Origin of the sequence: uncultured Algibacter sp. (genome assembly GCF_947495925.1) — a bacterium.
Lineage (GTDB): Bacteria > Bacteroidota > Bacteroidia > Flavobacteriales > Flavobacteriaceae > Algibacter_E.
In genome coordinates this window covers 546,430-559,790 of record NZ_CANMAU010000003.1, presented here as the reverse complement: position 1 = coordinate 559,790, position 13,361 = coordinate 546,430, and the positions used below count along the sequence as shown (strand labels likewise).

13 protein-coding genes are annotated in these 13,361 nt (G+C 32.7%); 3 read left to right on the top strand and 10 right to left on the bottom strand.

Translation table 11 applies throughout. The annotated features are described in order from the left end of the window. Window position 1: 1 nt before the first annotated feature. On the bottom strand, window positions 2-358 hold the full coding sequence (locus Q0857_RS08765) for a DoxX family protein (RefSeq protein WP_298533933.1): 357 nt from the start codon (window positions 356-358) through the stop codon (window positions 2-4). Window positions 359-508: 150 nt separating this feature from the next. On the opposite strand from Q0857_RS08765, the gene Q0857_RS08760 reads away from it, so the two are divergent. Together Q0857_RS08760 and Q0857_RS08755 are read left to right on the top strand one after the other, a co-directional pair. After that, a complete protein-coding gene (locus Q0857_RS08760) occupies window positions 509-2,152 on the top strand; it encodes an acyl-CoA carboxylase subunit beta (RefSeq protein WP_298533930.1) in 1,644 nt (547 codons plus the stop codon). Window positions 2,153-2,209: 57 nt separating this feature from the next. After that, on the top strand, window positions 2,210-2,632 hold the full coding sequence (locus Q0857_RS08755) for a DoxX family protein (protein WP_298533927.1): 423 nt from the start codon (window positions 2,210-2,212) through the stop codon (window positions 2,630-2,632). 57 nt (window positions 2,633-2,689) lie between these two features. On the opposite strand, the gene sppA is transcribed toward Q0857_RS08755, so the two are convergent. Genes sppA through Q0857_RS08720 form a run of 7 tightly spaced genes read right to left on the bottom strand, consistent with a single transcriptional unit; the run spans window position 2,690 to window position 10,081 of the window. Continuing rightward, window positions 2,690-4,453 (bottom strand): signal peptide peptidase SppA, encoded by a 1,764-nt coding sequence (gene sppA, locus Q0857_RS08750; protein WP_298533925.1) that lies wholly within the window; start codon window positions 4,451-4,453, stop codon window positions 2,690-2,692. Window positions 4,454-4,498: 45 nt separating this feature from the next. Further along, window positions 4,499-5,569, bottom strand: coding sequence for an AMP-binding protein (locus tag Q0857_RS08745; RefSeq protein ID WP_298533922.1), 1,071 nt, complete (start codon window positions 5,567-5,569; stop codon window positions 4,499-4,501). A 43-nt stretch (window positions 5,570-5,612) separates the two neighbouring features. Beyond that, window positions 5,613-6,584, bottom strand: a complete 972-nt coding sequence (locus tag Q0857_RS08740; protein ID WP_298533920.1) for a CPBP family intramembrane glutamic endopeptidase — start codon at window positions 6,582-6,584, stop codon at window positions 5,613-5,615. A 2-nt stretch (window positions 6,585-6,586) separates the two neighbouring features. Continuing rightward, complete coding sequence (locus Q0857_RS08735) at window positions 6,587-7,624, bottom strand: o-succinylbenzoate synthase (RefSeq protein ID WP_298533917.1); 1,038 nt, start codon at window positions 7,622-7,624, stop codon at window positions 6,587-6,589. Beyond that, a complete protein-coding gene (locus tag Q0857_RS08730) occupies window positions 7,625-8,302 on the bottom strand; it encodes a metal-dependent hydrolase (RefSeq protein ID WP_298533915.1) in 678 nt (225 codons plus the stop codon). Between the two features lie 36 nt (window positions 8,303-8,338). Then, window positions 8,339-9,241 carry a 1,4-dihydroxy-2-naphthoate octaprenyltransferase gene (gene menA, locus Q0857_RS08725; protein WP_298533913.1) on the bottom strand — a complete coding sequence of 301 codons (903 nt, stop codon included), beginning with the start codon at window positions 9,239-9,241 and terminating at the stop codon, window positions 8,339-8,341. Continuing rightward, complete coding sequence (locus Q0857_RS08720; protein ID WP_298533910.1) at window positions 9,242-10,081, bottom strand: 1,4-dihydroxy-2-naphthoyl-CoA synthase; 840 nt, start codon at window positions 10,079-10,081, stop codon at window positions 9,242-9,244. It abuts the gene before it with no gap. A gap of 55 nt (window positions 10,082-10,136) precedes the next feature. On the opposite strand from Q0857_RS08720, the gene Q0857_RS08715 reads away from it, so the two are divergent. Continuing rightward, window positions 10,137-11,261, top strand: a complete 1,125-nt coding sequence (locus tag Q0857_RS08715) for a C1 family peptidase (RefSeq protein ID WP_298533909.1) — start codon at window positions 10,137-10,139, stop codon at window positions 11,259-11,261. A 392-nt stretch (window positions 11,262-11,653) separates the two neighbouring features. Here Q0857_RS08715 and ung read toward each other — a convergent pair whose 3' ends face one another. Both ung and holA read right to left on the bottom strand, forming a co-directional pair. Beyond that, the gene (gene ung / locus Q0857_RS08710; protein WP_298533905.1) at window positions 11,654-12,319 is read right to left on the bottom strand and encodes a uracil-DNA glycosylase; all 666 of its coding nucleotides are present in this window, start codon (window positions 12,317-12,319) and stop codon (window positions 11,654-11,656) included. A gap of 9 nt (window positions 12,320-12,328) precedes the next feature. Next, window positions 12,329-13,333: a DNA polymerase III subunit delta gene (gene holA / locus Q0857_RS08705; RefSeq protein WP_298533902.1), complete on the bottom strand. Its 1,005-nt coding sequence runs from the start codon at window positions 13,331-13,333 to the stop codon at window positions 12,329-12,331. Window positions 13,334-13,361: the final 28 nt, after the last annotated feature.

The following is a 13,361-nucleotide window of genomic DNA, read 5'->3' as shown; positions in this document are numbered from 1 at the left end:
ATTAATTATTTATTCTTTTGTTAAAAATATAAGAAGTAATTAGCAATATAATAGCTATTACTGAAGCCATTTGCTCTCCATCTCCTATCATGTAATGTGCAAAAAATGCTAAAATAAATGCGAAAAAGAACCCGGCATAAGCCCATTCCTTTATAACCTTAAATTTGGGATTCCAAATTGCAAATATTCCTAAAATTTTAGCCATAGCATAAGGATAAATAATATATGTTGGATACCCAAACCCGGTAAACATTACAGCAACATCCTCATGCTTAAAAAAATACATACTTACCGAAAACAACATTAATAATGATAACAATCCTGTTGCTACGTAATAAATAATTTTATCTCTTTTCATTGTAATAAGTTTTAATTCTGGTACAAATGTATACAAAATAAATTTATTTTCCAAGGAATATAATTCCGTGTAATATATTTTATGATTTCATTAACGATTTCGAATTTTTAAATTTGAAACTTTTGTACATTAGCATCAAACTAACAACACATGGACATTAACTTCAATAAAAATGAAGATCATAATAAACTACTGCTCTCTGAGCTTAATAAAAGGCTTGCTAAAGTTAAGATGGGTGGTGGAAAAGCACGTATTGAAAAGCTACATTCAAAAGGTAAATTAACCGCTAGAGAACGTATTAACTATTTATTAGATAGCAAATCAAAATCTATTGAAATTGGAGCTTTTGCAGGAGAGGATATGTATTCTGAACATGGAGGTTGCCCTTCCGGAGGCGTTGTTGTTAAAATAGGTTATGTAAAAGGGAAACAATGTATTGTGGTTGCCAATGATGCCACAGTTAAGGCTGGTGCTTGGTTTCCCATAACCGGAAAAAAGAACTTGCGTGCTCAAGAAATAGCTATTGAAAACAAATTACCTATCATATATTTGGTCGATTCTGCAGGCGTTTACCTGCCATTACAAGACGAAATTTTTCCTGACAAGGAGCACTTTGGACGCATATTTAGAAATAATGCCATAATGAGTAGTATGGGAATAACCCAAATAGCTGCCGTTATGGGGAGCTGCGTTGCAGGTGGAGCCTATCTTCCTATAATGAGTGATGAGGCCCTAATTGTTGATAAAACAGGAAGTATTTTTCTCGCTGGGAGCTATTTAGTTAAGGCTGCCATTGGAGAAAGTATTGATAACGAAACTTTAGGAGGAGCAACTACACATTGCGAGGTTTCTGGCGTCACAGACTACAAGGCAAAAGACGATAAAGATGCGTTAGATACTATTAAAAACATTATTGATAAAATTGGTGATTACGATAAAGCTGGTTTTAATAGATCTCATTCTAAAAAACCAAAAGATAATCCACAAGATATTTATGGGATCATCCCAAAATCAAGGGCAGACCAATACGATATGTATGAAATTATTAAGCGTTTGGTTGATGATTCTGAGTTTGACGAATATAAAGCTGGATATGGTCAAACTATAATTACCTGTTACGCAAGAATTGATGGTTGGGCTGTTGGTGTTGTTGCTAACCAAAGGAAATTGGTTAAAACTAAAGGTTCTAAAACTAAACCCAAGGAAATGCAGTTTGGGGGTGTTATATATAACGATTCTGCAGATAAGGCCACACGTTTTATTGCCAATTGTAATCAAAAGAAAATACCTATAGTTTTTCTGCAAGATGTTACTGGCTTTATGGTAGGAAGCAAGAGTGAGCATTCCGGTATTATTAAAGATGGTGCTAAAATGGTAAATGCAGTGAGTAACTCTGTGGTTCCAAAATTCACAGTTGTTATAGGAAATAGCTATGGCGCTGGAAACTATGCAATGTGTGGAAAAGCTTATGACCCTAACCTCATTTTTGCATGGCCAAGTGCAGAATTAGCTGTTATGAGTGGAAATTCTGCCGCTAAGGTTTTACTTCAAATAGAAAAAGCATCTCTTGAAAAACAAGGTGAAAAATTCACCAAAGAAAAAGAAGACGCACTTTATAACAAAATTAAGGCAAGATATGACAATCAAGTCTCTCCTTATTATGCCGCGGCCCGTATTTGGACCGATGCTATAATTGATCCTTTAGATACCAGAACTTGGATTAGTATGGGTATAGAAGCAGCCGACCATTCACCTATTAAAAAACCTTTCAATCTAGGAATACTGCAGGTCTAATTTTAGAATTTCATCATTTTTTCGTATCTTATTGACTGAAAATCAACAACTTCAATCATGGGAACAATAAAAACATTGAACAAATGGGCTAATACACACACATATATTCCATTGGACTTGCTTAGAGTTGCACTTGGTGTTTTCCTATTTATTAAAGGCATAAATTTTATGGCAAATACTGAAATACTTACCCAACTATTTGAACCTATTCAAAGTATGGCTGGAGGTATGTTAGCAGTTCACTATGTGGCTCCTGCTCATTTTATAGGTGGTATCCTAATTGCTTTTGGTTTATTAACTCGTTGGGCAATTATTGCGCAATTACCTATTTTAATTGGAGCTGTAGTTATTAATTTTGTTGGGGAAATGCATACGAATAGTTTAGTCCTCGCTATAATAACACTATTGGTTTGTGCATTCTTCTTGCTTTATGGTTCTGGAAAGCATTCAGCAGATTACTATTTTAAGATGCAACAGTAAAACTAAAGGCTAAACTTGAAGTTTAGCCTTTAAAATAAATCTCAGTTTAAATCTAATCTATTTAATCTCCATGCTAAAAGGAAACAATAACTGAATACCTTTAGTATTGGTCATTGATTTTATTTCTTTTAAGATTTTATAGTTTTCTTCCCCAAGTTCTTCTTTTATAATAGTCTCTCTAGCTTTTGCTAGCCCAAATTGTTCTAAAACCTTATCAAGGTCTTTTTCGAAAATTGGAAACTCTTTTATTTTATAATCTTTAATTTCAGCGGCTTCAGCAGCTCTTTGCAACGCTAAATCTAAGCCTCCTAATTCATCTACCAAACCATTATTAATGGCATCTGTACCCGTCCAAACTCGTCCTTGAGCGATATCTTCGACCTGAGCTCTTGTTAAACCGCGTCCGTCTGACACTCTAGTTGAAAACAAGTTATATATATTTAAAATACCTTCTTGAATAAATGTACGCTGTGTTTCATTTAATGGTTCGAAGAAACTATAGGTTACTGCGTTAGTATTTGTAACAACTTGTTCAGCATTAATACCCATATTTGCTGCCAATTCTTTTCCATTTGGTAGCATACCAAAAACACCAATACTTCCCGTAATCGTTGTTGGTTCTGCAATTATTTTATCTGCATTACACGCTATATAATACCCTCCTGAAGCAGCTAAATCTCCCATGGATACTATAACCGGCTTTACTTTTTTAGTTAATTCAATCTCTCTCCAGATAAGCTCACTAGCAAGTGCACTTCCTCCCGGAGAATTAATTCTTAGCACTACAGCCTTAACCCTCTTATCATTTCTGGCTCGTCTTAACGACTTATTCATAGAAATTTGCCCCACATTACTTTCATCGCCTTCTCCATAAATTATATTGCCTTGGGCATATACTACGGCTATTTTATTTGTGCTTATGTTGCTTTTTAGTCTGTTAGCAACATACTTAGAATAGTCTTTAATAGTAACTCTCCTTAAATTGTCACTAGCTTTTAAACCCACTGCAGATTTCATCCCATCAACATATTGATCTTCGAATGCCACTTTATCAATAAGGTTGGACGTTTTAGCCAAATTTGAATTTCTAGCAAGTAAGCTATCTGCAATAATATTTAATCGATCAACTGGAATTTTTCGAGACTCAGAAATATCATGCTTAATTGAACTCCATAGCGAATTAAGATATACCGAGATTTGTTCTCTATTATTATCGCTCATTTCATTATTCAAAAATGGTTCAACTGCACTTTTATATTTACCTAGTCTAACCACTTCCATTTTAAGTCCTGACTTTTCTTGAAAGTCTTTAAAATACAAACGTTCAGTATATAAACCTTTAAATTCCATCATTCCAGCTGGATTAAGATAAATAGTATCTGCAACAGAACTTAAATAATAATCTTTCTGAGTATAAACATCGGCGTAAGCAACCACAAACTTACCTGAAGTTTTAAATTTCTTTAGAGCATCTCTCAATGCTTTAGTTTGAGAAATTCCTGCATTAATAAAGTTATTTGGAATAGATACCCCTTTAATTTTATCATCAGTTGCAGCATAATTTATGGCGTCTATGATATTAAAAAGACCATTCTTTTTGCTTTCATTTAAAAAAGCATACTGTTTAAATTCTGTTTTGCCTGCATAATCTTTTATTGGGAAATCTAATTTTAATTCCAAAACAGAATTAGGTTTTACTGTTACAACTTCTTCCGAACTTGAACCGAAAACGAAAACTAAAAAGATTAATCCACAGAAACACAGTAAGCAGAATAAAATAATACCGGTTACGGTTGATAAAACACGTTTAAAAAAACTCATAACTATAATTTGCTATTGGTAGATAAAAATAAAGTCTTGTTACGACTAAAACTTAATTTGTTCTAAAGTTCTTTTTCTATGGATTTTTCCTGATGTTGTTTCTTTAAATTTAGATATTGTAATCACCTCCTTGGGCTTTTCATACTTATCTAACTCATCAAAAATTGAAGCATCTAAATTATTGGTATCACTTTCCAACACGAGTACTAATTTTTCACCAAAAGTATCATCAGGCTTTCCAGCTATAAAAAACTCTTCATTTATTTTACTTTGAAGTTTCTTTTCAATGATTTCCGGAAATAATTTAATTCCACCAGAATTTATAACATTATCAAATCTGCCCAACCACTCAAAACAAGTGTCTGAATGTATTTCAACGATATCATTGGTAATAATTTTATCATCAGACAAAAGTGGGGCGTCAATAACTAAACACCCTCTATCATCTTTAGATACATTAATATCAGGCAATGTATTAAAATAAGCTTCGTTTTCTAAGCCTTCAAAATTGTTCAACCTTTTAATGGCAATGTGTGACACCGTTTCTGTCATGCCATACGTTTCATATACATGTGGTTTCTTATTTTTTATGGATTCTTTAATGGGGTTAGAAACTTGCCCTCCTCCTACAATAACTGTTTTTATCTTGTTTAAATACTTAGCAAAATTCTTTAACTGCATAGGTGTAAAGGCACAAAAATCATAGTCCTTTTCATAATCAATTAAAGGAAAACTAGAAGGTTCTACCATATCTAATTCCAACCCTAAAACGATGGCCCTTACCATCATCATTTTACCTGCAATAAAATTTGAAGGCAGACAATGCAAAACCTTACTTCCAGGCTTGAGTTTAAAAAAATCACCTGTTGCTATAGCAGAATTTACCATAGCCTGTTTTTTAATTCTTAAGTTTTTTGGCTTTCCAGTTGAACCAGAAGTTTTAACCATGATATAATCTTTATCATCCAACCAGTCCAGTAAAAAGTTTCCTAGTTCTTGCTGATAACTAAACCCCTCTTTAACATAACTATAAGCTACTTCCATCAAATCTTCATGATTGTAGCTTACGTTATCCAACTTAAATTTTATATGTACTTTAGTATAATTTGGTACCATAATGAATTTCTTTTTCTTTGTTTTAATTTTTTTTCTCTATTCTTTAAAAACTGATAGCATCGTCATTACCAATTTCCTCTAGATCATTTTGTTCAACCACATCTCCCAAAAGCTTCTCTCTCCAATTTGTCCAACTGTATTTTTTTGACAGTATAAAAAGTAATATGGGGAATACTACGAATACGGGCACAAAAATTTCAACTAATGCCATTTCACTAGGATCTGACAAATCTTTTAATATAGAATGCGTTTGAAGTGCTGTCCAATCGGCCGACACTAATAGCGCCGTAAAAAGATTATTAGCTGCATGAAACCCCAAAGCGAGCTCTAAACCATCATCCATCAAGGTTATAATACCTAAAAACAAACCTGTGCCTATATAATAAATCATAATTATGTACCCCAACTTTTCTACTTCAGGATTAGCAATATGCATTAAACCAAAACCTATTGATGTTAATAAAAGTGGTGCCCATTTATTCCTTAAAACTACGCCGAAGCCCTGCATTAAATACCCCCTAAAAAAGTACTCCTCAAAACTTGTTTGTAGCGGAATTAATACTACAGCTATAGCCAAGAGTATTAAGAAGGGTTGTAAATTAAAATTTAACTCATAATCTTCTGGTGTTAAATAATAATCTACCAAAACAAAACTACTCGAAACAATTCCCCATAAAATAAAGATGAACCAGAACCGCTTCCAATCGATCTTTTTTCTTGTTGTTGTTAATTTTTTTATTGAAAGTTTATGCAAACTTGTAGAGGTTAAAAACACCCCTAATAGCCCTACCGCGAAAGAAATTAACATTAAAAACAGAAACAAATTGCTACCTAACGTGTCCATCATTTCAGATATATCTGTAGGCATGCCTGACTCTCCATCAAAAGATTTAGCTATTACAGTTCCTGCCAGTGGAATCATACCAACAATTTGCCACGCAATAAATATAATAAGCACGCCTATTATATATCTCCACCACTCATGCAACCCTTTATATGCTTGTTCTATGTACATATCTATAAATTAAAATTCCATTTTAAATCTTTCTTATATTTTAAATGTCCTTTTACTACTGCTAATGGACTTTCAAAATTATTTATAAACAGACTTCCAGTACCCAATCCTTGGGGTAACGCGCTTTGCTTAGAATATGTATATTGTGCTATAGCATTTAACCCAATATTACTTTCTAAAGCACTCGTAATCCACCAGCCCGTGTTTTTGTTTTCTGCAATATCTATCCATGTATCGCTTCCTTGAAAACCTCCAATTAAACTAGGTTTCAATATAATATATTGTGGTTTTATAGTTTCAATTAGCTTTTCTTTTTTTTCAAAATCAAATATACCTATAAGCTCTTCATCTAAGGCAATAGGTAAAGGGGTTTTATTACATAATTCAGCCATTTGTTCTACTTGCCCTTGCTTAATGGGTTGTTCAATCGAATGTAAATCCAATTCTGACAAACGTTTCAATTTCTCTAAAGCTTCAGAAGGCATATAAGCTCCATTTGCATCCACTCGCAGTTCCATTTCATTTGAACTGAATTCTTTTCTAATCGATTTAATCAAATCAATTTCAGTTTCAAAACCTATCGCTCCTATTTTCATTTTTATACAACGAAAGCCCAATTCAATTTTCTCTTTGATCTGCCGTTTCATAAAGGCCTCTGCTCCCATCCAAATCAATCCATTAATTGAAATAGAGTCTTCCCCATTTGTAAAACTTGACGGAAACAGTTCGAATTTATTTTGACTTTCTAAGGATTTTAAAGCCATTTCTAAACCAAATTGTATACTCGGGTATTCTGATAATTCTTGGAGTAATGTCTTCTGCTCAAGATTAATGTTTGTACACAACCATTTTAATTTAGCCTCGTAATCCGGTTTATCATCAGCAGAAAGCCCTCTAAACAAAGCACATTCTCCTATACCTTGCTTATCATTAGAGTCTAGTATAAGAAACCAAGTTTCTTTAGTTTTTAATACTCCTCGAGAAGTGCCACTAGCCTGCTTAAATTCTAAAACATACCTTTTGTAGGAAGCTTTTACCATTTACAATTCTATAAATTCTCCAATTTCAAGAAGCATTAAATCTTTATCTTTTTCAAAGAATTTTTGCTTTGCGGCTTCATGATCAATTTCAATATAACCAAAGGTATCAAAATGATAACCCAATATTTTATCACAGTCAACAAAATCGCTTGCTAAAATAGCATCATCAATACCCATAGTAAAGTTATCTCCAACCGGTAAAACAACTAAATCAAGTTTTGTTTGAAGCGGAATTAGCTTCATATCATAAGTTAACGCTGTATCTCCTGCAATGTAAATATTCTTATGCTCACCTTCAATAACGAATCCACCTGGTTGCCCTCCATAAGTACCATCAGGAAATGAAGACGTATGAATCGCATTTACATATTTAACTGACCCAAATTCAAAATTCCATTTTCCTCCATGATTCATTGGGTGTCCTTCTATACCTAGTTTTTCGTAATAAGAAACAATTTCAAAGTTTGAAATAACAAGAGATCCAGTTCTTTTAGCAATGGCCTCAACATCAACAATATGATCTTGATGAGCATGTGTAACCAAAATATAATCAGCCTTCAAACTATTGATATCAATACATGAAGCTTTTGGGTTAGCAGAAATAAAAGGATCTACTAATATATGAATATCATTCACTTGAATCCCTAGACTTGCATGACCATAAAATGTAATTTTCATCCTGAAAAATTTAAAAAATGAAAATACGAAAAAATTCTACATTAAATGACCTATTCCCATCAATACAGCCAATAAAACAGTCGTTAGAGCAAGTTTTTTTAGTTCCGGATCTAACAGTTTAAGATCTGTATTAGTTTTTACTTTTTTTAAGTGAATAAAAAGCGGAATATAAGCTATTATAAAGATTAAATTAAAAGGTGAGGTATAATATAATATTCCGAATAATCCAGATAATGTAATGGCCGAAATAATTAAAAAATAATGATATTGTTTAACTCTAGTTTCTCCAAGCTTTACGGCCAAAGTTATTTTATCAGCTTTCGCATCTGAATTCCTGTCCCTCATGTTATTCAAATTCAAAACACCAGTACTTAATAACCCAATAGTAATTGCGGGTAAAAAAACAACATGATCTATAGTTCTTGCATAGAGTACATAGCATCCAATAACACTTACGAGGCCAAAAAACAAAAAAACAAACACATCCCCCAAGCCCTTGTAACCATAAGCTTTACCACCTACAGTGTAGCGAATAGCTGCAACAATCGAACCCATGCCTAATGCAAAAAAAGTAACCGTTAATAAAAAATGTTTTGATCCAAAAGCCTGAAAAATTAATGCAAGAGCTAAACCTATTGAAATTAGAACATTAATCTTTATGGCATGAAATAATTCTTCTGGAGATATTTTTCCAGATTGAATCGCGCGCTCTGGTCCAATTCTATCATCATTATCAGTGCCCTTAACGCCATCACCATAATCATTAGCTAAATTTGAAAGTACTTGAAAACTTAACGTCGTTAAAATAGCCAAAACAAAAATATGCCACTGAAAAAAACCATTGTAATGCGCTAAACAAGATGCTAAAATAATTCCTGAAATAGACAGAGGTAGTGTCCTTAAGCGCATGGCAGAAATCCATGTAGATATTTTTTCCATTTATGGAATCCATTTTTTATCAAAATTAGGCTTACGCTTTTCTAAAAAAGCATTTCTACCTTCTTTTGCTTCATCAGTCATATAGGCTAATCGTGTAGCTTCACCAGCAAAAACTTGCTGCCCTACCATACCATCATCTGTTAAATTCATTGCAAACTTCAACATTTTAATAGATGTTGGAGATTTTGCTAATATTTCTTGTGCCCACTCATAAGCTATGTTTTCTAAATCGTCATGTGGAATTACGGCATTAACCATCCCCATATCATAAGCTTCTTGAGCGGAGTAATTTCTTCCCAAGAAAAATATTTCACGTGCTTTTTTCTGACCAACCATTTTTGCTAAATAGGCAGATCCATAGCCACCATCGAAACTCGTTACATCTGCATCTGTTTGCTTAAATATAGCATGTTCTTTACTTGCCAGCGTTAAATCGCATACCACATGTAAACTATGTCCTCCACCAACTGCCCAACCCGGAACAACAGCAATAACAGCTTTTGGCATAAAACGAATTAAACGTTGCACTTCTAATATATTTAATCTATGATAACCGTCTTCTCCAACATATCCTTGATGACCTCTTGCCTTTTGATCACCTCCACTACAAAATGAATATACGCCATCTTTAGTTGAAGGCCCCTCGGCAGATAATAAAACGACTCCAATACTTACATCTTCATTAGCGTCATAAAAAGCATCGTATAATTCGCTAGTCGTTTTTGGACGAAATGCATTCCTTACATTAGGTCTATTAAAAGCTATCCTAGCAACACCATGACACTTTTTATAGGTAATATCCTGATATTCTTTAACGGTAACCCAATTAGCTTGTTCCATTTTCTTAATTTTAGCCAAAAGTAAATTTTATTTCATTAAAACCCTTAGATGAATTATGAAAAATAACATTTTAATCCTAGTTCTATTTATTTTGACGTTTAACAGTCAAAGTCAATCGTATGAATTTAAAACTGTAATTGATTTAGAAACTACGAATGTTATTAGCCAAGGTAATACGGGTACCTGTTGGAGTTTTTCTACATCTTCTTTTTTAGAAAGTGAAATTATTAGATTAACTGGTAAAAACATCAATCTTTCTGAAATGTATAATGTTCGGAATGCCTATGTCGACAAATCATGGAACTATATCATGAGACAAGGAAAAGCTCAATTTGGCGAAGGTGGTTTAGCCCATGATGTACTAAATAGTATTGAGAAACATGGTTTAGTTCCCAATAGTGCTTATTCTGGATTGCATGAAGATACTTCCTTTCATGATCATTCGGAAGTGGTGGCCATTTTGAAAAGTACAATAGACGCTTATTTGACCAAGCCTGGAGGTGAAATTTCATCTAAATGGAAAGACGTCACAGAAAAAATATTGGATGTTTATCTTGGAAAAAAAATAGACTCGTTTAGTTTCGAAGGTGTCATTTATACTCCTAAATCGTTTTTAAAATATACTGAAATTGCACCTAATAACTACGTGAGTATTACCTCTTTCACACATGAACCTTTTAATTCAAAATTCATTTTAAACATTCCAGATAATTTTTCAAACGGCAGTTTTTACAATGTTTCACTAGATGACTTAGTGAGTATTACCAATAATGCTTTAGAAAAAGGCTACTCTATTGAATTGGATTGTGATGTTAGTGAAAAAACATTTTCGGCGAAACATGGAATTGCCGTCATTCCTGAGAAACCAGAAGACCAATTAGTTATTTTGGAAACAATTAAGTCAGAAAAAAAAATATCTCAAGAGTTTAGGCAAAAGGAATTCGAAAACCAAAATACGACTGATGATCATTTAATGCATATTACTGGTTTGCTAAAAGATCAAAAAGGTCATACGTATTATAAAGTAAAAAACTCTTGGGGCTCTGACTCTAAGCATGTTAATCATGGAGGCTACATCTATATGAGTGAAAATTATTTCAGATTAAAAACTATTTCAATTACCATTCATAAGAACGCAATACCTAAAAATATTATTAAAAATTTAAAGATTCTTCAATAATATTTATAAGAATTTATATATCTCTAAAAAATATAAAATAAGTATAACTACTTATTCATTTGTAGTCTTTTATTTATTAATTTTGGCTCAAATTATAAATTTAAATTTATAATAAATCTGTCAAATATTGCACGTAATCGAAATTATGTGTATTTTGGCGAAAAATCAGAATATAAATAAGATGATATTAACAACTGCTATAATTATCTCTGTTCTTGTATTTATTAATTTTTTACTTCTAAAGTTTAGTTCGAACAAGGTTGTTAGAACAACAAGTAAGAATAAGAAGCCTGTAGTGTTAAAGCCAGAGATTTCTATTAAACCTATTTCTAATCGATTAGCACCAACGGGCAGCTAAAAACGACTTTATTTATATTTCCTCTATAAATACATTACCATTTAATTGGTGATTTACCGCAATTTTCAAGTCTATTATTCACTTCGCTAAAGTGCCTATTACCAAACCAATATCCCCTATTAGCACTCAACGGAGATGGATGACCAGAAGTTAACACTGTGTGCTTATTCTTATCGATCAACTTATTTTTTTTTTTAGCATAACCACCCCATAATAGAAAGACAACATCTTCCTTATTATCATTAATAGTTTTTATAACGGCATCAGAAAAAACTTCCCAACCTTTTTTTTGATGACTTCCAGCCTCATATGCTCTAACTGTTAACGTAGCATTTAAAAGCAATACACCTTGATTTGCCCACCTCACTAAATTACCACTAACGGGATATGAAATATCCAAATCGTTTTTAATCTCTTTAAAAATGTTTACTAAAGAAGGCGGATACTTAACACCATCGTTAACCGAAAAGCACAAACCATTAGCTTGTCCATAATCGTGGTAAGGATCTTGCCCTAGGATAACCACCTTTAAATCATCAAAAAGGCAATGATTAAAAGCATTAAATATTTGATCCTTAGGAGGGAAACAAGTGTGGTTTTTATACTCTAAAGCCAAAAAGTTAATCAAACACTTGAAATAAGGCTCGGAAAACTCCTTTTTTAAATAAGGTTTCCAGCTTTCATGAATAAGAAATTTCATTGGAATAAATCAATTTAAAATTCGAACTAATAACTCTTTAAGTAAGTCTCCCTGAGGAACAGCATTTGATCCAACCCCTTTACTTTTAACATCAAACTCTCTTAAAGTAGATACTACTCCACTAACTTTCCTCATTGGATAATTTCTAGCGGCAGCAATGTATTCATTTACAAAATATGGATTGATTTTTAAAGCTGATGCGACGTTACGAGGAGACTTATCCTTTAATCCATGAAAATGAAGCAACTGCGAAAAAAAATTAAACAATAAAGATACAGTAACTACCATGGGATTGTCTTTTGGGTTTTCAGAAAAGTAGTTTACTATTTTATAAGCCTTAACACTATTTCTTTCTCCAATAGCTTTTCTAAGCTCAAAATTATTATAGTCTTTACTTATCCCAATATGTTCTTCAATATGCTCAGGTGAAATCTGAGTACCTTGAGGCAATATAATTTGCAGCTTTTCTAGTTCATTATTTATTTTACTTAAATTGGTGCCTAAAAACTCAACCAGCATTTGAGCTGCTTTAGGTGTAATACCATACTTTTTTGGAGAGAGAACTCGTCTTATCCAATCAGCTACTTGATTTTCATAAAGCTTTTTACTTTCGTAAATTAACCCAGTTTTCTTTAAAGTTTTATACAAGGCTTTACGCTTATCAATTTTTTTGTACTTATAGTTTATTACCAAAATTGTTGTGGGCTGAGGGTTTTCAGCATATTTTGATAATTTCTCGATAGTTCTTGACAAATCTTGTGCTTCCTTTACAATAACCACCTGATATTCTGCCATCATAGGATAACGCTTAGCGTTGCTAACAATATCTTCAATAGAAATATCCCTCCCATAAAGGATCATTTGATTAAATCCGCGTTCTTCTTCCGCTAAAACACTCGACTCGATAAAATCTGAAATCTTATCTATATAATAAGCCTCTTCACCCATTAAAAAATAAATAGGTTTTAAGTTTTTGTTTTTTATATCTGTTACTAACTGTTTGACTTCGTCCAAATCAAAAAAAGAATGAAACAACACCTAA

Coding starts and splice junctions, on each gene's coding strand:
- Q0857_RS08765 (WP_298533933.1), bottom strand. CDS start 358: ATGAAAAGAGATAAAATTATTTATTACGTAGCAACAGGATTGTTATCA.
- Q0857_RS08760 (WP_298533930.1), top strand. CDS start 509: ATGGACATTAACTTCAATAAAAATGAAGATCATAATAAACTACTGCTC.
- Q0857_RS08755 (WP_298533927.1), top strand. CDS start 2,210: ATGGGAACAATAAAAACATTGAACAAATGGGCTAATACACACACATAT.
- sppA (WP_298533925.1), bottom strand. CDS start 4,453: ATGAGTTTTTTTAAACGTGTTTTATCAACCGTAACCGGTATTATTTTA.
- Q0857_RS08745 (WP_298533922.1), bottom strand. CDS start 5,569: ATGGTACCAAATTATACTAAAGTACATATAAAATTTAAGTTGGATAAC.
- Q0857_RS08740 (WP_298533920.1), bottom strand. CDS start 6,584: ATGTACATAGAACAAGCATATAAAGGGTTGCATGAGTGGTGGAGATAT.
- Q0857_RS08735 (WP_298533917.1), bottom strand. CDS start 7,624: ATGGTAAAAGCTTCCTACAAAAGGTATGTTTTAGAATTTAAGCAGGCT.
- Q0857_RS08730 (WP_298533915.1), bottom strand. CDS start 8,302: ATGAAAATTACATTTTATGGTCATGCAAGTCTAGGGATTCAAGTGAAT.
- menA (WP_298533913.1), bottom strand. CDS start 9,241: ATGGAAAAAATATCTACATGGATTTCTGCCATGCGCTTAAGGACACTA.
- Q0857_RS08720 (WP_298533910.1), bottom strand. CDS start 10,081: ATGGAACAAGCTAATTGGGTTACCGTTAAAGAATATCAGGATATTACC.
- Q0857_RS08715 (WP_298533909.1), top strand. CDS start 10,137: ATGAAAAATAACATTTTAATCCTAGTTCTATTTATTTTGACGTTTAAC.
- ung (WP_298533905.1), bottom strand. CDS start 12,319: ATGAAATTTCTTATTCATGAAAGCTGGAAACCTTATTTAAAAAAGGAG.